The 19,550-nt window shown below is 71.9% G+C and carries 23 protein-coding genes; 3 read left to right on the plus strand and 20 right to left on the minus strand.

All coding sequences use genetic code 11. The features are described 5' to 3' along the window. Positions 1-215 precede the first annotated feature (215 nt). The 4 genes from ACIPM1_RS21525 to ACIPM1_RS21540 all read right to left on the minus strand — a co-directional run bounded on the left by ACIPM1_RS21525 (position 216) and on the right by ACIPM1_RS21540 (position 5,209). The gene (locus ACIPM1_RS21525) at positions 216-2,399 is read right to left on the minus strand and encodes a phosphotransferase (protein ID WP_402437034.1); all 2,184 of its coding nucleotides are present in this window, start codon (positions 2,397-2,399) and stop codon (positions 216-218) included. Positions 2,400-2,636: 237 nt separating this feature from the next. Then, positions 2,637-3,503 (minus strand): winged helix-turn-helix domain-containing protein, encoded by an 867-nt coding sequence (locus ACIPM1_RS21530; RefSeq protein ID WP_402437036.1) that lies wholly within the window; start codon positions 3,501-3,503, stop codon positions 2,637-2,639. Between the two features lie 72 nt (positions 3,504-3,575). Further along, entirely contained in the window at positions 3,576-4,331 is a 756-nt protein-coding gene (locus tag ACIPM1_RS21535; protein WP_356186396.1) for an HAD family hydrolase, read from the minus strand. Continuing rightward, a complete protein-coding gene (locus ACIPM1_RS21540) occupies positions 4,331-5,209 on the minus strand; it encodes a FadR/GntR family transcriptional regulator (RefSeq protein ID WP_402437038.1) in 879 nt (292 codons plus the stop codon). Before ACIPM1_RS21540 ends, ACIPM1_RS21535 begins: the two co-directional genes overlap by 1 nt. A gap of 205 nt (positions 5,210-5,414) precedes the next feature. Between ACIPM1_RS21540 and ACIPM1_RS21545 the strand changes: the two genes are divergently transcribed. After that, the gene (locus tag ACIPM1_RS21545) at positions 5,415-5,603 is read left to right on the plus strand and encodes a hypothetical protein (RefSeq protein ID WP_402437040.1); all 189 of its coding nucleotides are present in this window, start codon (positions 5,415-5,417) and stop codon (positions 5,601-5,603) included. 114 nt (positions 5,604-5,717) lie between these two features. On the opposite strand, the gene ACIPM1_RS21550 is transcribed toward ACIPM1_RS21545, so the two are convergent. The 3 genes from ACIPM1_RS21550 to ACIPM1_RS21560 form a co-directional block, all read right to left on the minus strand. Next, entirely contained in the window at positions 5,718-6,629 is a 912-nt protein-coding gene (locus ACIPM1_RS21550; RefSeq protein ID WP_402437042.1) for a GntR family transcriptional regulator, read from the minus strand. Positions 6,630-6,984: 355 nt separating this feature from the next. Next, positions 6,985-8,241, minus strand: coding sequence for a GNAT family N-acetyltransferase (locus ACIPM1_RS21555; protein ID WP_402437044.1), 1,257 nt, complete (start codon positions 8,239-8,241; stop codon positions 6,985-6,987). A 183-nt stretch (positions 8,242-8,424) separates the two neighbouring features. Further along, complete coding sequence (locus tag ACIPM1_RS21560; RefSeq protein ID WP_402437046.1) at positions 8,425-9,165, minus strand: hypothetical protein; 741 nt, start codon at positions 9,163-9,165, stop codon at positions 8,425-8,427. A gap of 180 nt (positions 9,166-9,345) precedes the next feature. Between ACIPM1_RS21560 and dtd the strand changes: the two genes are divergently transcribed. Continuing rightward, on the plus strand, positions 9,346-9,771 hold the full coding sequence (gene dtd / locus ACIPM1_RS21565) for a D-aminoacyl-tRNA deacylase (protein ID WP_356186413.1): 426 nt from the start codon (positions 9,346-9,348) through the stop codon (positions 9,769-9,771). Between the two features lie 31 nt (positions 9,772-9,802). On the opposite strand, the gene ACIPM1_RS21570 is transcribed toward dtd, so the two are convergent. The 6 genes from ACIPM1_RS21570 to ACIPM1_RS21595 all read right to left on the minus strand — a co-directional run bounded on the left by ACIPM1_RS21570 (position 9,803) and on the right by ACIPM1_RS21595 (position 14,220). Further along, positions 9,803-10,768 carry a YgfZ/GcvT domain-containing protein gene (locus ACIPM1_RS21570; RefSeq protein WP_402437048.1) on the minus strand — a complete coding sequence of 322 codons (966 nt, stop codon included), beginning with the start codon at positions 10,766-10,768 and terminating at the stop codon, positions 9,803-9,805. A 10-nt stretch (positions 10,769-10,778) separates the two neighbouring features. After that, positions 10,779-11,216 (minus strand): transcriptional repressor, encoded by a 438-nt coding sequence (locus ACIPM1_RS21575; protein ID WP_356186418.1) that lies wholly within the window; start codon positions 11,214-11,216, stop codon positions 10,779-10,781. Positions 11,217-11,248: 32 nt separating this feature from the next. After that, positions 11,249-11,824: an FABP family protein gene (locus tag ACIPM1_RS21580; protein WP_402437051.1), complete on the minus strand. Its 576-nt coding sequence runs from the start codon at positions 11,822-11,824 to the stop codon at positions 11,249-11,251. Positions 11,825-12,065: 241 nt separating this feature from the next. Further along, entirely contained in the window at positions 12,066-12,932 is an 867-nt protein-coding gene (locus ACIPM1_RS21585; RefSeq protein WP_402437053.1) for a hypothetical protein, read from the minus strand. Beyond that, a complete protein-coding gene (locus ACIPM1_RS21590; protein ID WP_402437054.1) occupies positions 12,929-13,777 on the minus strand; it encodes a hypothetical protein in 849 nt (282 codons plus the stop codon). Before ACIPM1_RS21590 ends, ACIPM1_RS21585 begins: the two co-directional genes overlap by 4 nt. Then, complete coding sequence (locus ACIPM1_RS21595; protein WP_402437056.1) at positions 13,774-14,220, minus strand: hypothetical protein; 447 nt, start codon at positions 14,218-14,220, stop codon at positions 13,774-13,776. The genes ACIPM1_RS21590 and ACIPM1_RS21595 overlap by 4 nt, the downstream gene beginning before the upstream one ends. Before the next feature lie 476 nt (positions 14,221-14,696). On the opposite strand from ACIPM1_RS21595, the gene ACIPM1_RS21600 reads away from it, so the two are divergent. Further along, positions 14,697-15,059, plus strand: a complete 363-nt coding sequence (locus ACIPM1_RS21600) for a DsrE family protein (RefSeq protein WP_356186423.1) — start codon at positions 14,697-14,699, stop codon at positions 15,057-15,059. A gap of 28 nt (positions 15,060-15,087) precedes the next feature. Here the strand turns inward: ACIPM1_RS21600 and ACIPM1_RS21605 are convergent, their stop codons facing one another. The 7 genes from ACIPM1_RS21605 to ACIPM1_RS21635 all read right to left on the minus strand — a co-directional run bounded on the left by ACIPM1_RS21605 (position 15,088) and on the right by ACIPM1_RS21635 (position 19,528). Further along, positions 15,088-15,345 carry a DUF3099 domain-containing protein gene (locus ACIPM1_RS21605; RefSeq protein ID WP_356186425.1) on the minus strand — a complete coding sequence of 86 codons (258 nt, stop codon included), beginning with the start codon at positions 15,343-15,345 and terminating at the stop codon, positions 15,088-15,090. A 110-nt stretch (positions 15,346-15,455) separates the two neighbouring features. Beyond that, complete coding sequence (locus ACIPM1_RS21610) at positions 15,456-15,743, minus strand: DUF1416 domain-containing protein (RefSeq protein WP_356186429.1); 288 nt, start codon at positions 15,741-15,743, stop codon at positions 15,456-15,458. Between the two features lie 34 nt (positions 15,744-15,777). Next, the gene (locus ACIPM1_RS21615) at positions 15,778-16,623 is read right to left on the minus strand and encodes a sulfurtransferase (RefSeq protein WP_402437059.1); all 846 of its coding nucleotides are present in this window, start codon (positions 16,621-16,623) and stop codon (positions 15,778-15,780) included. A gap of 141 nt (positions 16,624-16,764) precedes the next feature. Beyond that, a complete protein-coding gene (locus tag ACIPM1_RS21620; protein ID WP_351714517.1) occupies positions 16,765-16,872 on the minus strand; it encodes an Ms5788A family Cys-rich leader peptide in 108 nt (35 codons plus the stop codon). Positions 16,873-17,075: 203 nt separating this feature from the next. After that, positions 17,076-17,813: a DUF2993 domain-containing protein gene (locus ACIPM1_RS21625; RefSeq protein ID WP_402437061.1), complete on the minus strand. Its 738-nt coding sequence runs from the start codon at positions 17,811-17,813 to the stop codon at positions 17,076-17,078. A 146-nt stretch (positions 17,814-17,959) separates the two neighbouring features. Further along, positions 17,960-19,270 (minus strand): hypothetical protein, encoded by a 1,311-nt coding sequence (locus ACIPM1_RS21630; protein WP_402437063.1) that lies wholly within the window; start codon positions 19,268-19,270, stop codon positions 17,960-17,962. Positions 19,271-19,273: 3 nt separating this feature from the next. After that, complete coding sequence (locus tag ACIPM1_RS21635) at positions 19,274-19,528, minus strand: MoaD/ThiS family protein (protein WP_356186440.1); 255 nt, start codon at positions 19,526-19,528, stop codon at positions 19,274-19,276. Positions 19,529-19,550 lie beyond the last annotated feature (22 nt).

Raw genomic sequence — 19,550 nt, forward strand, 5'->3', positions numbered from 1 at the left:
CAGGCGGTCCGCGCACTCGTCGCCCTCGCCAACGACTCCGGCGGCCCCGACAACGTCAGTTGCGTGGTCGCCGAGGTCGTGGAGCTCCAGCAGTAGGAGCGAGCGGCAGGCATGTCGAGTCGGCTCCCGATCCGGCATGCGCGCATGACCTTCTGCGAGCGGGCCCCGGGTTGGCGGAGAGGCCCTTCAGGCGGGGATACAGCGGCACGGTGGCCCTAGGCCAAAGCCCGGGCAAGATAGGGGTTCGCCGTCGGGCGGACGGGCAGACCCAGGGAGCCCGTGGCCACTGCGAGGGTCATCGCGTACGAGTCGACGGCCCGGCGGACGTTGGGGGCGTCCAGGCTCGCCCCGGTCACCAGACGGTCCAGGTCCACGTAGGCGGACCGGACGGTCTCCAGCCACCGGTACACCCGCCAGTCCTCCCGCCAGTCGGCCGTGTACTCGCCGGGCAGGAGACGCTCCCAGCGCCGGAACATCCGCTCGCGGATCTCGGGGCGGGTGGGGGTGAGGTGCATGTGCCGGACGAGGTCGTACAACGGGTCGCCGACCAGGGCCATCTCCCAGTCGATGATGGTCAGCGCCTGACCGTCCTTGGGGCGCACGAGGTTCCACGGGTTCAGGTCGCCGTGCAGCAGGGCCGGTCGGCGGTCGCTCACCCGATGGCGGGACAGGATCTGCCGGAGCCGGGGCGCATCAGGCAACCCGAGGAGGCGGGCCAGCTGCTGGGACTCCTTCGGCAGACCGGCCACCAGGATCACGAGTTGTTCGCACAGCCAGGCGAAGAAGGCCCCTTCGCCGGCGGCGGGATCGAGTTCCGTGTAGTCCACGCCGGTCAGCGCGCACAGCTGATCGACCAGCCCGTCCGCCTCGTGCGGCAGCAGCCCGTGCACGGGATGGCTGGGCGGGCGGTCGGTGTCCTCGGGACCGACATACGTGTGAATGGCGAAGGGATGCCCTCCGTGGCTGTGTCCCAGTGCGAGAGCCCTGGGCGCCGCCACCGCGACGCCGGACTGTTCGATGGCCCGCAGCACGGCGTGCTCGCTGAGGAAACTGGGCTCGCGGCGGCAACTGTTGGCCACCTTCCGCCGCACCACGACCGGGTGGCCGAACCCGGGCACGCGGACCACCGAATTGAGGTGCGCCGTGCCCTTGAACACCCTGCTGGCCGACGCCATGCCTTCGGCGAGCAGGGCGTCGCCCACGGCGGTCGCCGGAAAGTCGTCCCGTCTCGGAAGACGCGCGTCCCAGGTCCACGAGATCGTGTCGGCCGCGCTGCCCGAGCCGCGGGTCCTGAACACCGTGCGGGGGGCGCGCCACCGGTAGAGGATCCGCTCCACCTCCGCCGCGTCGGGGATATTGCGCAGCCCGAGCGGTTGTGCGGCCGCTTCCAGCGCCCGGTGCACGGAGGCGGTCGCCTCGTCCAGGCTCTTCTGGTCGGGCGTGCTCGCCAGGGCCTCAGCGGCGCGCATCACGTCCGGGTAGACGGACTGCGCCCGCTCGAAGGCCACGTAGTGGCGCAGATCCTTGTCCAGGCCGTTCACCGCCGCGGGGCGGATCCGCCGCATCGCCTCCGCCCACGCGCCGATCACCTCGTCCCACTGGTGGGCGGGATACTGCATCCGCACGAGGTGCGTGGCGAGGTCGTGCAGCGGGTCGCCGTAGGTCGCCAGCTCCCAGTCGACGCAGATCAGCGGCGGCACGCCCCCGTACGACATGATCAGGTTGTCCCGGTGCAGATCCGCGTGGAGCAGGCTGTACGGCCGCCTCGTCATCACGGGTACGCGCTCGGCCAGCCGGATCATGGCGTCCTCCGGGATTCCCAGCTGCGCGAACAGTCCTCCGAAAGCGGGCCAATTGGGCTGACGGATCTGCCGGTCCGCCAGCCTGGCCAGTGTCTGCAGGAACCCCTGGCTGTCCGAGTGGTTGCCGGGCCAGCCGGCCGGCAGCGGAGGGAGCGCCCCTCTGCGCACCTGGGCCATCTGGGCCAGCAGCCCGGCCAGTGCCCTGATCAGGAGCGTGTCGAGGGGTTTGCCGTTGGCGCAGACGCTGGAGAGCGGTACGCCCTCCACATAGCTGTGGATGGTGAAGCCGCCCCCGTCCAGGAGGCACTGGGGCGCGTGCGGCAGGACGCCTTTGACGGCGTCCAGGATCCGGGCCTCGTCGCCCCACGTCCTGATCACCACGGGCAGCGCATCGGCGCGCCGGATCCGTACGGTCACCTTGGTGCCGGTCGGCCTGCCCAGCAGGTTCGCCACCCGGTCCGTCAGGGGCAGCACGTAGTTCTGGTTGTGGTGCCCGCTGCTCGCCTCACCGCGTTCGGCGGCGAGCCGCACGAACGTCTGGACGTCGCGCGCGGCAAGCTCCCCGAGGGAGGGACGGGGGGGAGGAGGTGCGCCCACGGCCGCTCCCTGACTCACGCAAGCACGAACGAAGGTATGGCAAAAGGTACGACATCAGGACATACTGCGCACTGTCGGAGCGCGGCCGGGGTGAGCAGAAGGGTGGTGCACCCTCAGCCGGGTGTCCTGCGGGTCGGGCCAGTGCGGTGGGACGGAGCGGCTGCTCGCGCGGTGCCGGAGATGCTACCGGAGACCTCCGGTGCTTTTGAGCCACTCAGCACACCACGGCCTCGGACGCTACTCGGACAGCAGCGTCCAGACCGATGCGAACCACGCCTGCATCGACGTCACGAAGACCGACCCCGGCGAGTTCGGGTCGTCGTCACGCACATGGTGCGTCAGCGTGGCACCGAGCCCCAGCACGTCCAGCGCCCTGATCTCCTCGCCGCTGTCGAGCAGCACCGGGCGCTCGATCACCTCGTAGGGGCCGAAGAGGACCTCCACCTCATTGATCACGTACAGCTTGAACGCCGGCGTCAGCGGTGTGTGCCGGATCTGCACGTCGACGGAGGGCACCAGCTTCTCGGTCTGCAGGTCGCGCAGCACTCCGCGCAGGGAGTCCGTATGGCGCTCCGTGATGACGTGCAGCCGGTCACGCAGGAGCGGAGCGTGCTGGTCCTCCTTCGCCCGCGGATAGGGCAGGGGCAGTGACGTGGACGGCAGGAGCATGCGCAGGGAGATGCGCCTGGGCTGGATGATGCCGACCCTGATCCGTTCCGCCTGGAGCCTCATGTGGGCGTCGAGCGACTCGGACGTCAACGTGTAGACGTCCAGCGTCACTTCTTCCTGTTCGAACGCCTCACTGATGAGCGGCCCCAGCGTCACGCCCCGGCGCGACCGGGTGGCCTTGGCCGCCGAGGACTGTATGCGCTGGTTCTTGAGGACACGGGAGCCGCTGCCCCGCCGCGACTGGATCCAGCCCTCGTTGCTCAACTCCCGCAGTACGCGCTGCACGGTGTCACGGGAGACCCCGAACTCCTTGGCGAGATCACGCTGGGAGGGCAGGAAGGAACTCTGCGGGTAGGTGCTGTCCGCCATCCGGGCCCGCAGTTCTTCGGAAACGCGGCGGAACTCCCTGCCCCCGCCCTCGCGCTCTTCCCTCATACGGCCATCCATACCGTCGGCGCTGCCCCGTCAACCTCCTCCTAGGGCCCGGGGGAGGCGGGCATCGAGGGTTCAGGCTCGGTCCCGTGGGTCCCGCAGGGTGCGGAGGATGCGTAGGAGGGGTTCCAGGGAGTCCACGATGGTTTCGGCGCCGGATTCGCGGAGGAGTTTGGCCTTGCGGGGGTTGCGGGCGTAGCCGAGGAAGGGGACGCCGGCGCGGAGGGACGCCTCGTGGTCCGAGGGGGTGTCGCCGATCATCAGGGCGTCACGCGGGGCCACGCCGGTCGCGGTGAGGGCACGGTTCAGGCAGTGCGGGTCCGGCTTGAGGTGGTGCAGGTCCTGGGTGCGGCCGTAGATGTGGGGGGCGAAACAGGAGAGCACGCCGCGGCTGTCCAGGTACCTGCGGACCACGACCGGCGAGTTGTTCGTGGCGATGGCCAGACGGGAGCCGAGTGCCGTCCAGGTGCGGATCAGCGGGTCGGCGTACGGGGTGGGCCAGGCGGAGGCGGCGGCCCGCAGCTCCTCCTGGGTGAGGCGCTCCTCCAGTTCGGCCACGAGATCGCTGCCGGGGTGCCGGCGGTCGACGGCGCGCAGGACGACGTGCGGGTCCAGCGACTCCCGTTCGGTCCCGGTCAGCAGCCCGTGCAGTCCACGCCCCTCCAGCCAGTCGACCAGGTCGGTCGCCACCCGGTCCGCCGAGTGCCCGGCGAAGAGGCGGCAGATCGGGCCGTCGAAGTCCCAGAGCACGACACGTGCGCGCGTGATCAGGTCCCGCAGGTTCTCGGTCTCCGCTGTCACCGGTTCGGTCTGTGTCGTATCAGAAGTCACTAGGAGAGTGTCAGGTCCGTGGTGATGGTTTCCCAGAGGGCGTCGAACCACTTCTGGGATTCCTCCACGAACGCCGCGTCCCGCCGGCCCGCCGCCCGCTCGAAGGAGAACAGCAGGGACTCCGTGCCCATGACGTCGTACATGTCCAGCGTTCCGCCGTCGGACGGCTCCTCGCGGCGGGTGATCATGTAGTACGCGATGAGCGCCTCCTCGCCGTTGAGCAGGTACAGCTTCACCGGCGGGGTGAAGGGCAGGGCGCGGAACCTCACGCGGACGTCGACCCCGTGGGTGGCGCGCAGGGCGTTGAGGTTGTGGCGCAGCACGTGCCCCTGGGCGTTGCGCTGGGCCAGCCAGCGCTGGTGGACCGGGTCGTCGTCGCTGTCGCGGTCCACCGAGATCGGGAAGGCCAGGTTGATGTCCCGGGAGGGCAGCAGGATGCGCACGTCGATCGACTCGGGCCGTATGCGGCCCTCGTGGATCAGGCGGACCGGCTCGCCGAGCGCCAGCATCAGCGTCTCGGCGGTCAGGCACGCCGCGTCGATGCGGACCTGCCGGGCCGCGAAGGCCGCCGCGAGCCGGGGGGCGAGCCCCACCATCGTGGGCTGGGGCTCCGCGCGGGCCGGGGTCGGGGCCGCGACCCTCGGCGGACTGCCCTTGCTCACGTTGCTGAGCAGGCCGCCCTCCTGGAGTGACCGCAGGGCCTGACGGACGGCGCCGCGCTCCACACCGAACTCCTGGGCGAGTTCGGCCTGAGTGGGCAGCCGGTCGCCCGGCTTGAGCTCGCCCGCGCGGATCCGTTCCCGCAGGTTGTCGGCGATCTCCTGGGGGGAGCTCCTTCTGCTTCCGTTCACGGCCACGCTCTCCTGGGTCACGACCAAACGCTACAACTTTGATCCATCTAAAGGGAGTTGTTTGGAACTTGTTTGTAAGTAGGTTCCAAGTGGGCACAAGTTAAGCAGAGTTGGTTGCCAACTTGATTGAGTTGGCGGAGGTTTTGCCTCCCGATCTCCGTGCCCCGCACCCGGCTCCGCGCTCTCCGCTCTCCCGTCCGCACCGCCCAGGCAGCCCGAAGGGGGAATCGCCGTGCCTGCTCTCGCTCTCGTCTCCGCCGTCCTCGTCATCGGCTTCGAACAGCTCGTCCAGTGGAAGTTCGGGGCGATGGGCATCGTCGGCCTGCTGCTGCTCACCATCGGCGTCAAGGCCAGGAACCCGACCATCGGCTCCATCGGGGCCGTGGTGCTCGCGATACTGGTCGCCGGTCCCATCCTGTGAGGCACGCCTCCGGCGAGGCGCTCCTCCTCCCGGGCGCTCCTCCTCCCAGGCGCTCGTGGTCCCGGGCGCTCGCGCTCCTCCCGCGAGGTGCGCCTCTCGTGCGGCGCGGCCGCCTCAGCTCGTGAGCAGCAGCTCCGAACTGATCGTCTCCCACAGTGCGTTGAACCACACGTGCGACTGCTCGACGAACGTCGTCTCGCGCGCCCCGGCCCCCTGCTCGAAGGCGAACAGCATCGACTGCGTGCCCTCGGCGTCGTACAGCTCCAGGTGCTCCTGGTCGATCTCCTCCGCGCGCCGCCGCAGCGTGTAGTACGCGAAGAGCGCCTCCGTCCCGTTGAGCAGGTACAGCTTGACGGGCGGGGTGAACGGCAGGGCGCGGAAGGTGACCCGCACGTCGATGCCGTGGGTGGAGCGCAGGGCCAGCAGGTTGTGCCGGAGCACCTGCCCCTGCGCGTTGCGCTGGGCCAGCCAGCGCCCGCGCAGCCGGCCGGCGGCCGAGGCGGCGTCCACCGGCGCCGGGAAGGCCAGCTCGATGTCACGACTGGGCAGCAGGACCCGGACGTCGACCTTGGCCGGTTTCAGTCGCCCGGCATGGATCTGGCGCAACGGTTCGCCGATGGCGAGCGTGAGCGAGATCGCGGTCAGGCACAGGGCGTCTATCTCCACGTGCGGGGCCGCGAAGGCGGCGGCGACGCGGCGCCCGAGGGCGGCCGAGGTGGGCTGGGGCAGGCCGTCCGGGCCGGTCAGGGCCAGGGCCGGGTCGGACACGACCGTCGCCGGGCTTCCTTTGGAGACGTTCGTCAGCAGGTGCTCGGCCTGCAGGATGCGCAGGGCCTGCCGTACCGCCCCGCGCTCCACGCCGAACTCGTGGGACAGCTCGGCCTGCGTGGGCATGCGCTGACCCGGCCGCAGCACGCCGGTCCTGATCCGGTGCCGCAATTCGTCGGCCACCTCACGGTGTGACCGCTGTGGCCGTTGTGGCCTCTTCCGCCCACTGGCGGAGGCGTGTTCCGGGTCCACGGCCAAACAGTACAACTTCCCGCCATCTTCGGGCAGTTCGCGGAAAGGTGGTTATGAGCCGCTTCCAAGCGGAGATAACAGGAGTGAAGTTGGTAGCCAACTTCTACGACATGGTCAAACTTCCCGAGTGTTGGCCACCAGGGTGACAGTCGGGGAACGTAGGCCCGGGCTCCCTTCCGGAGGGGAGCCGGGAGCTCGGCCCACGCGCACCGCCACAAGTGAACAGCCGTCGCAGCCACAACCGAACACCGGCACAGCCACAACAGAACATCGCGCACAGCCACAACCGCATACGGGCACAGCCACAACCGAACAGCCAGGCTACGGATGCCTCAGCCCTGTCGGCGACGGGAAGGAGCGCTCAGAAGACGTCCGGGCACCAAGGGCGCCTGGACGTACGCAGCAGGGCGTCGGCCACTCGGCCGGCGCCCGCCCTGTCTTCCCGGACCCTGCCGAGCGCCGCCAGCCGCACCGCCGACTCGTCGCCGAGCCACAGGGCCGACAGCTCCCCCACGCCCAGCGTGAGGTCCGGGTTCTGCCTCGTCGGCGTGCAGGACGCGCCGCCGGCCGACGCCTCCAGCCGCAGCCGCCCGCCGGTCAGCCCGTCCGGGTCGACCACCTCGAGGACCAGCGTCCCCTCCCCCTCGTACGTCCGCGCCTCCAGCGCCCGTTCGACGTGCAGGATCCGCACCCACAGCCAGTCCGCCTGCATGGTGATCCTGGCCGCCCGCGGGTCCGGCAGGAAGAACGGGAGCAGGTCGTCGGGGGACCGCCAGCCGCTCTTGACCGTGGTGACCCAGTCGATCGAGCACAGATAGCGCCACAGGGCGCGCTCGGCGGCCGGGCTCACGGCGATCAGGCCCTTCACCGTGGCGGTGTTCAGGGGCTGCTTGGCGTCGGCCCAGGTGTTGTCGCACACGTAGGTGACCAGTCCCTCGACCGTGCCGTCCGCGGAGCGGTACACGGCGTGGAAGGGCTCGGTCCACGGGAAGCGGTCCTGGCGCAGCGCGCCGGTGCTGAGCTGCCACCAGCGTTCGTCGCGGTCGACCACGCCGGGCCGGCCGGCGCGCAGCCGCTCGTGCAGTTCGGGGCCCAGCTTGCGCACCTCCTCGCCCGTCACGAGGTCGATGCGGCCGCCGTCCGGCGGGACGGACAGGCGGGGGTCGAGACCGGCGCGGGGCACGTCGACGGTCCACTCGGTCGCCCAGGTGGCGGGGCCGAAGCCGTAGCGGCCGTAGATCGGGTACTCGGCGGCGATCAGGGTGGCGACGACGTCACCGCGCTCCTTCGCGGCCGCCAGGTCCTGGCCCATCATGCGGGTGAGCAGACCGCGGCGGCGGTGGGTGGCGGTGACGGTGACGTTGGTGATGGCGTCCGCGGGCACCGGGGCGCCGCCGACAGCCGTGAGCTCCTGCGCGAAGGAGCGGAACGTGGCGACGCACCGCCGGTCGTCGAAGGCGCCGAGGGTGCGGGAGGGAACGATGTACGGACTGCGCTCGGCGACCTCGCGGTCGGAGACCTCGGGCGCGCGCAGAAAGCCGGTGTGCACCGCCCGGATCCAGTCGGGTATCTCATCCTCGCGGATCGGACGGACGTCGATGTCGGGGCGGGCGCTCATGGGCCGACGGTAGGCGGCGGCGGTGGGAGGTGTCGCGCGATTTTCCCGGGCACCGCGCACCACGCACCGGCGTCCCACGCACCACGCGCCCACACCGACCGGTGCCGCCCGTTGTCCTCCGGTGGCGGGCGGCCCCGGGACCGCCCGCGGCCGCCACGTCCCCTGTGTCGCACGACCAGGTCGTCACATGAGGAGGTCGTCCACCTGGGCCTCCCCCTCCCGGTACCTGCGGGCGATCTCGGCGCTGCAGTCGTCGGCCGTCCGCTGGAGGCGCTGCCGGCGCCGCGACACCTGCTGCTCGTAGCGCACCAGCCGCCCCATCGCCGCGTTCAGCTCCAGGTCGGTGCGGGCGCCGAGGTCCGACAGCTCGACCTCGCCGAGCATCTCGGCGGCCAGCCGCCGGTACTCCTCGCTGTGCGGGGGACCGAGCGTCACATGCCGCGCGGAGGAACGCTGCCGGGCGGGCGCGTCCCGCAGGATCTCCGCGAGCCGCTCGACGACCGACCCACGCCCGGACCCAGGCCCGGACTCGGTCTGGGAAGCGGCCCCGGCCCCGGTCCCGGACGACCGCCCGGGCGCCCCACTCCCCCCGCCCGCCTCCGCGGCATGCCCGGCCGCGCCCGCGCGGGCCGTTCCGGCGGGCGCGGGCTGCGCGGGTCCGCGCCGGGCCAGTTCCGCGCGCAGGATGTCGATGCGGCCCTGCAGCAGCCGCCGTACGTAGCTCAGGTCGGCCTCGTCGCGCTGAGCCTGGCGGCGCAGGGTGCGCAACTCCGGCAGGCTGGGCACGGTCAGGTCACGCTCCGGCAGGTCCGTCGGCAGCCAGGGGCTGTCCGTGCGCTGCACGGGAGGCCGGTGGGTCTCCGCACCCGCCGCCCGGATCAGCGAGACTGCCACGGGCGGCTGCCCGGTACTCGATGTGCTCATGCGCCCCTACCGTCCCCTCGACCGGCGCGTACGGGAGCATCGTGCCACCCCGAGTGGCCACTATGTGACCGAGTGCCCCCGATCGGCCCCAGATGGGGGGTTACGGAGCAGAAAGAAGCACGATATGGCCGGACCGGTCCGGCCGCGGGTCGCGACCGACCGCCCGGCATGATGGTCCTCATGCGTGCAGTGGTGCAGAGGGTGGACGGCGCGAGCGTCGTCGTGGACGGCGAGACGGTGGGGGCCATCGAGGGCGAGGGGCTGTGCGTCCTCGTCGGGGTCACCCACGAGGACACGAAGGAGAAGGCGGCGCAGCTCGCCCGCAAGCTCTGGTCGATCCGCATGCTGCACGACGAGAAGTCGTGCAGCGACACGGACGCCCCCCTTCTGGTGATCAGCCAGTTCACCCTCTACGGCGACGCCCGCAAGGGACGCCGCCCCACCTGGAACGCGGCCGCCCCCGGCGAGGTCGCCGAGCCGCTCGTCGACGAGGTGGTCGCCCAGCTGCGGTCCCTGGGCGCGACGGTGGCCACGGGCCGGTTCGGCGCGCGGATGCGGGTGTCGCTGACGAACGACGGCCCGTTCACCGTCCTGCTGGAGATGTGAGCGGGCCCCGGGGCTTCCGGGGCCCGGGCCGCTACGGTTCGACGACGACTTCCTGCGCCGCCGCGGTGTCCCCCGCCAGCAGCGGCGCGTCCACCGGGACGTTCCGCTTGACCAGGGCGAGCGCGATCGGGCCGAGCTCGTAGTGGCGCACGGAGGTGGTGACGAAGCCGATCTTGCGGCCGTCCGGGCCGTCGGCGGCGAGGCGGACGTCGGTGCCGTGCGCCGGCAGGTGCACCTCGCTGCCGTCGAGGTGCAGGAAGACCAGGCGGCGCGGCGGCTTGCCGAGGTTCTGCACCCGGGCCACGGTCTCCTGGCCGCGGTAGCAGCCCTTCTGCAGGTGCACGGCCGTGCCGATCCAGCCCAGCTCGTGCGGGATGGTGCGGTGGTCGGTCTCGAAGCCGAGGCGCGGCCGGTGGTGCTCCACGCGCAGGGCCTCGAAGGCGAGCAGCCCGGCGGGCGGGCCGGCCTTCTCCGCGTACGACTCCAGGTCCGCGCGGGGCAGGAAGAGGTCACGCCCGTACGCCGTCTCGCGGACGACGACGCCCTCGGGGACCTCGGCGATCGAGCCGGCGGGCAGGTGCACCACGGCGAAGTCGGCGGTCCGGTCGGCCACCTCGACCCGGTAGAAGAACTTCATCGACTCCAGGTACGCGAGCAGCGCGTCCTGGGTGCCGGGCTCCACATGGGCCCAGACCGTCTCGCCGTCGTCCACCAGGTACAGGGCGTGCTCGATGTGGCCGTGCGCGGACAGGATCAGCGCCTCGGTGGCCTGGCCCGCGGGCAGTTCGCTGACGTGCTGGGTGAGCAGCAGGTGCAGCCAGCTCAGCCGGTCGGCGCCGCTGACGGTGACGACTCCGCGGTGGGAGAGGTCGACGAATCCGGTGCCGTCGGCAAGGGCGCGCTGTTCGCGGAACAGGTCGCCGTAGTGGGCGGCGACCCCTTCGTCGACGCCCTCGGCGGCGACGGCGCCGGGCAGGGACAGCAGGGGGCTCTTCATGGACACAAGCCTAAGACTCGGCAGTTGAACTCTTGAGCGAGCAGTCCCGGCAGCGGCCGAAGATCGCGAAGTGCTTCATGTCGGTCTCGAAGCCGAACTCCCCGCGCAGCTTGGCGGTGAACTCGGCGGCCACGTCCAGGTCGGCCTCGATGACGTTGGTGCAGTCGCGGCAGACCAGGTGGAGGTGGTGGTGCCGGTCCGCCAGGTGGTAGGTCGGCGCGCCGTGCCCGAGGTGGGCGTGGCTGACGAGACCGAGCTCCTCCAGGAGCTCCAGGGTGCGGTACACGGTGGAGATGTTGACCCCCGACGCCGTCTTCCTCACTTCGCCGAGGATGTCGTCGGGGGTCGCGTGCTCCAGGGTGTCCACGGCTTCGAGCACGAGTTGCCGCTGCGGGGTCAGCCGGTAGCCGCGCTGCCGCAGGTCCGTCTTCCAGTCGGTGCTCACCACACTGAAAGTCTAGGACGACCCGGGCCCGGGGCTTACTTGAAGAAGGCGATCCCGTCGTCCGGCAGGTCGTCCGGGAGGGCCTTGGCCCAGCGCTCGACCTCCTCGGGGGTGACGACCTTCTTCAGGTGGGCGGACATGTAGGGGCGCAGCTCGACCTCGGGGGTCTGCTTCTCGCCGACCCACATCAGGTCGCTCTTGACGTAGCCGTACAGCCGCTTGCCGCCGCTGTAGGGGCGGGCGGCGGCGGTGCGCGCCACGGTGTCGGTGGCGAGGTCGATCTGCGGCTTCTTGTCGGCCATCTCGCCGTACCAGACCTCGATCACGCCGTCGTCGCGGGTCATCGTGACCTCGACCCTGCGGGTGCCGTCGATCCGCCAGAAGCCGGACTCGGACTCCAGCGGACGGACCTTGTTGCCGTCCTTGTCCAGCACCCAGGTGTGCGAGTGGTACTCGAGGAAGTCCCGCCCGTCGTGGGTGAACGTGACCTCCTGGCCGAAGTTGCACTTCTCGGCGCCGGGGAAGTCGTGCACGCCCGCGCCGGCCCAGTTGCCGAGCAGGAAGGCGAGGGGGACCAGGTCCTTGTGGAGGTCGGACGGGATCTCGATCATGAGCAGCTCTTCGTCGTGGCCGTCTGGGAGGTCGGGGTCAGCGCTGGCCCTGGTACAGCTTCTTCACGGTCAGCCCGGCGAAGGCGAGGACGCCGACGCAGACCAGGACCAGCAGGATTGCGTAGAAGAGTTCCACGGGGGTGTGCTCCTTGCGGTGAGCGTGGTGCGGTACGTACGGGGGCCGGGCCCCAGCTTACGCGGCTGGGGCCCGGGCCTCTCGACGAGGTGCGCCTGCGGGAGCTCAGCCGAGCAGCTCGCTCTGCAGGGTCACCGTCTGCTGGAACGGCACGGCCGGTGCGCCGCCTTTCCGGGACTGGGTGATCACCGCGATGGTGTCGCCGGCGGAGAGGTAGGCCTGGCGCACCTGCTCGGCGCCGTACGGCCTCGGCTCGACGTACGCGGTGCGGTTGACGCCGTCGACCGCCGCCGCGTCGGGGAACGCTTCGTCGTGGGCGGTCGTCTGCGCACCGCGCACCTGGTAGCTCGGCGCGCTGTAGGGGGCGAGGCGATTCCCGTACAGGTCGTCCACCAGGGCGGCGGTGCCGAACTGGAGCAGGTACACCCGGGTGTGCGTGCCGTCGGGGGTGGTCCACCCGCGGGCGGCCACGTGCCGCAGGCCGTAGTCGGCGAGCGTCCCTCCGAGATCCTCGCGGTCGCTCTTCGCCGCGTACTCGGCCAGGAAGTCCTCCGTCGCCAGCCAGCCGTGTTCGCCGTCCAGCGCCTTGTCGTCCGTGGCGCCCTCGGGCGCGGGCAGGACCAGCGCCCGCAGGTCGGCGTAGTGCGTGCCGGCCTTGTTCGTCGCGGCGAAGGGGCCGGGACTGCCGGACGGAAGCGGCGGCCTGGTCAGCTCGGGGTAGGTCCAGCGCCCGTCGGACTCGGTCCCCAGTCCCGGCAGGTCCGTACGCTCGACCCGGGTGATGCCGTAGGCGGACGAGGCGCCGACCGCGGCGAAGACCACCACGGCGGCGGTCCAGCGCAGGACGGCGCGCAGGACCCGGCGGTCCTTCCTCGCCGGGGCCGCCACGGTGCCCGGCCCCTCCGGGAGGCCGTCGGGCGAGGGCGCGGGGGCGACGGCCGTGCGCCCGGTGTGTTCGATCGACTCGGTCATACCGCCTCCCCCGGCTCTGCGATGCGGTCGAGCTGCTCGCCGAGCAGCATCGCCACCCCCTTGGCGTCGAGTGGTGCGGCCCCGTGCGCGGTGGCGCTGACGAGGACCTCGCCCACATACGCGGAGCACAGCATCGTCTCCAGGCCCTCGTCGAGACCCTTGGGCGACAGGAAGCAGGAGGCGTTCTCGTGGCCCTTGATCGCCGGGCCCTTGCGGAAGACCCCCAGGGCGCCCAGGAACTCGCCCTGGAACCTCGCCATGCCGCGCACGGCGGCCGTGTTCTTCATCCGGACCAGTCCGATGCTCACCGTGTAGGCGTGGTGGGCGTAGAGGGTCGAGTCCTGCGCCTCGGTGGTGCTGACGTAGCTGCGCATCGCCACGCCCGTGATGCGCTGCCTGTCGATCTCCTTCTCCAGCCGCAGCCGCTGGGTGCGCGGCAGGCCGAGCAACTGCTTCTCACGCAGCGCCGCCGCCTCCTTCCCGCTGAGCACGGCGTCGGATCCGAACTCCGCGATGTCCGGGCCACGCCCGAGGCCATCGGTTCCGTACGGCAGGAGCATGTCGGCGAGCCCGGAGGTGGCGGCCCGTGCGCCGGGCTCCTTGCCGCCCTCGGCCCCGGTCTTCGGGAGCGTCCAGACGGGGGCGCCGGGAGCGCGGTCGGCGGCGTTCACCGTCACCGCGGTGAAGCCGATCCCGCCCACGAGGGCGAGGGCCGCGAGCACGGATGCCGCGACCGTGGCCGTACGGCCGCGCCGTTCGGGCTTGCCGGGGGGTCCGGTCTCGGGCACGGGCGCGGGCACGGCGGTCACCACCGGTTCCACGGGCCCGGTCGGGTAGTCGCTCACAGCTGCTCCATCTGCCGCCGGGCCAGGTCCATGATCTTCGCCTTCGGGATCGGCCGGGTGTCCGTGACCCAGATCTCCACGGCGACGTCACCACGCCAGGCGTATGCCTCCGCGGTGTACTGCGGCAGCCGGCCGGGCTCGGGCCGGGTGTGGACGTACGCCATGCCGCTTTCGGTGCCGGGCACGGTCCAGCGCCGAACGCTGGGGTCGCTCGGGGCGTCGAATCTGGTGCTGTCGTGCGTGGCCCAGTACTGGTTGTTCTCCGCCGCGTCGGAGGCCGCGGTCTGCTCCTCCTGCCGGAACTGGATCAGGCGGATCTCCACCGTGTACGTGCTGCCGACCTGCCAGCCGGTGACGGCTGCGCGCCGGAACTCCTCGCCGATGAGGTCGTCGAACTCCCCCCGCGGCTTATGGAACGTGCGGGCGTAGGAGGCCAGGTCCATCCAGCCGTCGGCGCCCGTCAGGTGCGGCGCGTCCTTCGCCCCTCGCGGCTTCCTGAGCAGCAGCTTGCGCAGGTCGCCCCCCGGTCCCCACCCGGCGGTCCTGCGCGGCGGACAGCGGCTCTGGCGCGGGGCCCGTGGCCTGCGCGAGGGTGGGCTGGGCCAGTGACGGCAGCTTCGTGGGCGCGCGGCCGGCCTGGACGACGTAGCCGACGCACGTGCCCGCGGCGAGGCCGAGCGCGGCCGCCGCGGCGACCAGAACCGCGGTGCCGCGCCTCCGGCCGCGCGGGACCCGTGCGCCCCCTGCTGCTCCCGCGGCTTCGCCGTCTCCTTCTCCTGCTGCTTCTTCCGCTTTTTCTGCCTCTTCGGGCACTTCCACAACGCCCCCAGCGATATGAAGCGCACATGCCATACGTGCGCTCCACGGGAGACCCGTGGCCGAAGCCCGTGGTTGTAGAAGCAGTGATTACGATTCAGCCATGGCGAAGAAGCTCGTGATCAAGGTGACGGCCGGGGCGGATGCCCCCGAGCGCTGCTCGCAGGCGTTCACGGTCGCGGCGGTGGCGGTGGCCAGCGGGGTCGACGTCTCGCTGTGGCTGACCGGCGAATCGTCGTGGTTCGCGCTGCCGGGCCGGGCCGCGGAGTTCGAGCTGCCGCACGCGGCCCCGCTGCCCGACCTGATCGACTCGATCCTGGCGGCCGGGCGCATCACCCTGTGCACGCAGTGCGCGGCCCGCCGCGAGATCACGGAGAAGGACGTCCTGGAGGGCGTGCGGATCGCGGGCGCGCAGGTCTTCGTGCAGGAGGCGCTGGGAGACGGGACGCAGGCGCTCGTCTACTGAGAGCCGGTGAGCCTTTCCGGTCACCGCGCTAGTGGCGCTTCTTGCCGTCGAGCTCGTCCCACCACTCGTCCGACTGCGGGTCGCCCGACGGGTCGTCCCACCAGCGGTCCTCGGGGCCGCGCCGGTTGGCGATCACCGCGGCCACGGGCGGGATCACCATGGCCACCACGCACATGGCCACCGCGGCGGGGACGGACCACAGGCGCACCACGCCCCACGCCAGGACGAACAGCGTGATGCAGATGCCCATCATGGCGAAGTACACGTGACGCCGTCGTGCGTACATGGGTCCAGCGTAGGTCGCCCGGGCGGGCCCGGGCACGCCGAAGGGCCGCACCCCAGGCGTCCAACCCGGGGGGTGCGGCCCTCCGTCGTACCGGTCGTCCGGAGTCCGGATCAGACCGCGATCGCGACCTCCGCGAGGCCGCCCTTCTGGGCGACGACCGTGCGGTCGGCGCTGCCGCCGGGGACCAGGGCGCGCAGGGTCCAGGTGCCCTCGGCGGCGTAGAACCGGAACTGGCCGGTGGCGGAGGTGGGGACCTCCGCGGTGAACTCGCCGGTCGAGTCCAGCAGCCGGACGTAGCCCGTCACGGGCTCTCCGTCGCGGGTCACCTGGCCCTGGATCGTCGTCTCACCGGGCTTGATCGTCGAGGCGTCGGGGCCGCCGGCCTTCGCTCCACACATGTGTTTCTCCAGAGGTCAGATAGGTCGAGAGGTCTTACTTGCCGGCGCCGAGCTCGATCGGCACGCCCACCAGGGAGCCGTACTCGGTCCAGGAGCCGTCGTAGTTCTTGACGTTCGGGACCCCGAGCAGCTCGTGCAGCACGAACCAGGTCAGCGCGGAGCGCTCACCGATGCGGCAGTAGGCGATGGTGTCCTTGGCCAGGTCGACGTCCTCGCCGGCGTAGAGCTCCTTGAGCTCCTCGTCCGACTTGAAGGTGCCGTCGTCGTTGGCGTTCTTCGACCACGGGATGTTCCGGGCGGTCGGGACGTGGCCCGGGCGCTGCGACTGCTCCTGCGGCAGGTGCGCCGGGGCGAGCAGCTTGCCGGAGAACTCGTCGGGGGAGCGGACGTCGACCAGGTTCTGGTTGCCGATGGCCGCCACGACGTCGTCGCGGTAGGCGCGGATGGACGCGTCCTGCGGCTTGGCCTTGTACGAGGTCTTCGCGCGCTCGGGCACGTCGGTGCCGTCGACCAGCTCGCGGGCGTCCAGCTCCCACTTCTTGCGGCCGCCGTCGAGGAGCTTGACGTTCTCGTGGCCGTAGAGCTTGAAGTACCAGTAGGCGTACGAGGCGAACCAGTTGTTGTTGCCGCCGTAGAGGATCACCGTGTGGTCGTTGGCGATGCCCTTCTCCGACAGGAGCTTCTCGAAGCCCTCCTGGTCGACGAAGTCACGGCGGACCGGGTCCTGGAGGTCGTCGGTCCAGTCGATCCGGATGGCGTTCTTGATGTGGTTCTTGTCGTACGCGGACGTGTCCTCGTCCACCTCGACGATGGCGATGCTCGGGTCGTCCAGGTGGTCCTGGACCCAGTCGGCGTCGACCAGGACGTCGCTGCGGCTCATGCTCAATCTCCTCCGGGGCAGTTGCGGCGGGGCGTGCGAGTGCGAAGGGCGCGGGTACGCGGCTGGACGCCTGCGTACGCGGCGCGCGGAGGGCCCCGGTTCGGACGGCGGGGCCGGGAATGCGGGAGGCGGAGCTCCCGCTCAGAAGGGGCGACAGAGCATGGCGGCGACGCGGCACAGGTCTACTGCCCGCCGCTTCGTGAGATCCGCCTGTCCCCGCGACCGGAGGACGCTCGTCTGACACTGCATGGGGTCGATCGTAGGGAGGTACGGGCGGACATGTCACCGGCGTGTCGCATGATGAGACGCGATCGTCCGTCATGTGAAACAGAAGCGCCGCCCGAGCCGTCGCCGCACGGCCACGGGGCCTCCGGGCCCGTTCGCGTATCTACGGTGCGGACGGGCCCGTCTCATCTGCCGGACGTTCCTTCCGGCGTCCGCCGCGCGGGGTCCTACCCGGCGAGCTTGACGTGCGCGCCCTTCACCGTGATCTCGACGCCGTCCGGCGCCGCCCGCACCGAGTCCAGCCGGATGTCACCGGGCAGCTGGTCGATCGCCTGCTGGAAGTCGGTGATCGCGCGGATCCGGCCCTCGGCGAGCCGCACGCCGCCGAACGCGGGCAGGGCGTCGGCCTTCACCCCCACCTCGTTGCCGTGGACCGTGACGGAGCTGAGCACGGAGATCGGCTTGGGCAGCCGGGTGCCGAGCACGGTGGCCTCCACGGCGACCTTGATCTTGCCGTTGCCCCCGTCGGACAGGCCGACCACGCGGGCGGTGACGCCCGGGGCGACCTGGGTGGGCTCGGACTTGGCAGCCCTCAGGAGCTCGTCGTAGCCGATGGTCGCGGTGCCGGTGGCGGTGGCGGCCGTGGCGGAGCTGTAGTCGCCGGAGAAGGTGACACCCCTCATGTCGGCCTCGATGTCGTCGATACGGATCGTCTGCTCGCCCTTGCCGGTGGCGGCCTCGTAGTCCTTGATGCCGACCCGGACGTCGTCCAGCTCGCCGTTCGCCAGCTGCGTGAGGAACGGGAAGCCCTTGATGGACACGTCCGGGGTGCGGTCCAGGTTCTCGGTGGCCTTCACCTTGTCGGCCGCCTTCCCCTCCGCGAAGTGCACCGCGAGCCGGTCGGCCGCCACGAAGAGCCCGCCCAGGATGACGACGACGACCAGAAGTATTCGCAGCGCACGCATGTTCCCCCTATCCGGACGGTCCTCGACGACCGGATGGCCGTCACGCGCGAGCGTAAACCCGGGACGGGACCGGCCCGGGGATCTGTCGATCACTTGTGACAGGCGGCCGGCCCGCGCCACCCGGCCGGGACGGCCGCCCCGGGCCGCTACCCGAGCGCCCGCCCCAGCACCCACACCGCCGGGGCCGCGGCCGCCAGGGGAAGGGCCACACCGGCCGTGAAGTGCACGAAGCGCGAGGGGTAGTCGTAACTCGCGGCCCGGTGGCCGGCGAGCGCGCACACCGCGGCGCCCGCGCCGAGCAGCGCGCCCTCGGCGCCCAGCCCGGTCATCCCGCCGACCGCGATGCCCGCGCCCGCCGCGGCCAGCAGCGAGACGACCACGGAGACCGGTGTCGGCAGCGGCAGCGCGCGGGCCAGGACGGCGACGGCGACGGCCGCCCCGCCGATCGCGACCGCGTCGGCCCCGGCGGCGAGATAGCCCGTCGCGATGATCGCCAGCGCCGCCGCGGCGACGGTCGCCATCAGGCCGTACATCCGCTCGTCCGGGTCGGCGGGGGAGCGCAGTTGCAGGGCGAGGGCGAGCAGGACCCACACGCCGAGCGTGCCCAGGATCGCGGCGGGGGCGTGCGCCCGGCCCGCGACCAGCAGCGCCGCGTCCGCGGCGAGCGCCCCCGCGAAGCCCAGGGCGATGCCCTGCCGCGCGGGCCACATGCCGTTCAGCCGGAACCAGCCCGCGGCCGTCACCGCCTGGAGCGCGACCAGCGGGACGAGCAGGGCGTAGGAGCCGAGCTCCGCCGCCCCGGCCAGCAGCAGGCCGAGAATCGCGGTGAGCGCGGCCGGCTGCATCCCGGGTTCGATGATCGGCGAGCGGCCCTCGGCGCGGGCCCGCTGCGCGTCGGTGAGGCGGGTGTTGCCGGCGAGGGTGGCGGGGCCGTACGTGGGCTCGGCCTCCGGGGACTCCCCGGGCGCCGCGCCGCGCGGGGCGGCGCCCGGAGCCGGGGCGTGGGGCGCCGCCGTGGGGCCCGCGCCGCCCGGCGCGCCGTGGGCCGCCGCCGACTCCTGGTGCCGCACCGGCGGCAGGTAGGCCGTCTCCGCCGCGGGGGCCGGCGGCTGGACGGGCTGCTGTGTGGCGTGCGTTCGGGTGTCCCAGGTCTGCCCCTGCCACTGCTGCGTGTGCTGCTGGGCGGCCCGCGGGTCGTCGTACCCCTGCTGCTGCCCGGGCCACGCCTGCTGCTGCTGCTGCGGCTGCTGGTACTGCGGCTGCGGCTGCGGCTGCGGCTGCGGGCCGCCGTACGACTGCTGGTACTGCTGCTGCGGCGGCTGCGCCCCGCCGTACGGCTGCTGCTGCGGCGGCTGCGCCCCGCCGTACGGCTGCTGGTGCTGGTGGGCGTACGGGTCGTATCCCTCGTACCCCTCGTGGGAAGCCCCGGGGGACCCCTCATACGGCCGGTCGGTCATCGCTCACCCTCCTGCGAACGGGGGGAGCACCTCGACCGTGCCGCCCTCGATCAGCCGAACCGTCTCATGCCCGCGGGTCCCCACCGGGTCTCCGTCGACGAGGAACGAGCACCGCCGCAGGACGCGCGCGAGCTCGCCGGGGTGGCGTTCGCGCACCGCGTCGAGCGCCTCGGCGAGCGTCTGCGCCTCGTACGGCTCCTCGGCGACCCCGGCCGCGGCCTTCGCCGCCGCCCAGTAGCGCACCGTGACCTTAGCCATCCCGTCCCTCGAGTCATTCGGC

It is taken from the genome of Streptomyces sp. NPDC086766 (assembly GCF_044746005.1).
Lineage (GTDB): Bacteria > Actinomycetota > Actinomycetes > Streptomycetales > Streptomycetaceae > Streptomyces.

Excerpts from the sequence above, each read along its gene's own strand:
- ACIPM1_RS21620 (WP_351714517.1), bottom strand. The coding sequence starts at position 16,872 with ATGCAGTGTCAGACGAGCGTCCTCCGGTCGCGGGGACAGGCGGATCTC.
- ACIPM1_RS21530 (WP_402437036.1), bottom strand. The coding sequence starts at position 3,503 with ATGAGGGAAGAGCGCGAGGGCGGGGGCAGGGAGTTCCGCCGCGTTTCC.
- ACIPM1_RS21610 (WP_356186429.1), bottom strand. The coding sequence starts at position 15,743 with ATGTGTGGAGCGAAGGCCGGCGGCCCCGACGCCTCGACGATCAAGCCC.
- ACIPM1_RS21570 (WP_402437048.1), bottom strand. The coding sequence starts at position 10,768 with ATGAAGAGCCCCCTGCTGTCCCTGCCCGGCGCCGTCGCCGCCGAGGGC.
- ACIPM1_RS21560 (WP_402437046.1), bottom strand. The coding sequence starts at position 9,165 with ATGAGCACATCGAGTACCGGGCAGCCGCCCGTGGCAGTCTCGCTGATC.
- ACIPM1_RS21630 (WP_402437063.1), bottom strand. The coding sequence starts at position 19,270 with ATGACCGACCGGCCGTATGAGGGGTCCCCCGGGGCTTCCCACGAGGGG.
- ACIPM1_RS21585 (WP_402437053.1), bottom strand. The coding sequence starts at position 12,932 with ATGACCGAGTCGATCGAACACACCGGGCGCACGGCCGTCGCCCCCGCG.
- ACIPM1_RS21615 (WP_402437059.1), bottom strand. The coding sequence starts at position 16,623 with ATGAGCCGCAGCGACGTCCTGGTCGACGCCGACTGGGTCCAGGACCAC.
- ACIPM1_RS21635 (WP_356186440.1), bottom strand. The coding sequence starts at position 19,528 with ATGGCTAAGGTCACGGTGCGCTACTGGGCGGCGGCGAAGGCCGCGGCC.
- ACIPM1_RS21625 (WP_402437061.1), bottom strand. The coding sequence starts at position 17,813 with ATGCGTGCGCTGCGAATACTTCTGGTCGTCGTCGTCATCCTGGGCGGG.
- ACIPM1_RS21595 (WP_402437056.1), bottom strand. The coding sequence starts at position 14,220 with ATGGACCTGGCCTCCTACGCCCGCACGTTCCATAAGCCGCGGGGGGAG.
- ACIPM1_RS21605 (WP_356186425.1), bottom strand. The coding sequence starts at position 15,345 with ATGTACGCACGACGGCGTCACGTGTACTTCGCCATGATGGGCATCTGC.
- ACIPM1_RS21580 (WP_402437051.1), bottom strand. The coding sequence starts at position 11,824 with ATGATCGAGATCCCGTCCGACCTCCACAAGGACCTGGTCCCCCTCGCC.
- ACIPM1_RS21600 (WP_356186423.1), top strand. The coding sequence starts at position 14,697 with ATGGCGAAGAAGCTCGTGATCAAGGTGACGGCCGGGGCGGATGCCCCC.
- ACIPM1_RS21555 (WP_402437044.1), bottom strand. The coding sequence starts at position 8,241 with ATGAGCGCCCGCCCCGACATCGACGTCCGTCCGATCCGCGAGGATGAG.
- dtd (WP_356186413.1), top strand. The coding sequence starts at position 9,346 with ATGCGTGCAGTGGTGCAGAGGGTGGACGGCGCGAGCGTCGTCGTGGAC.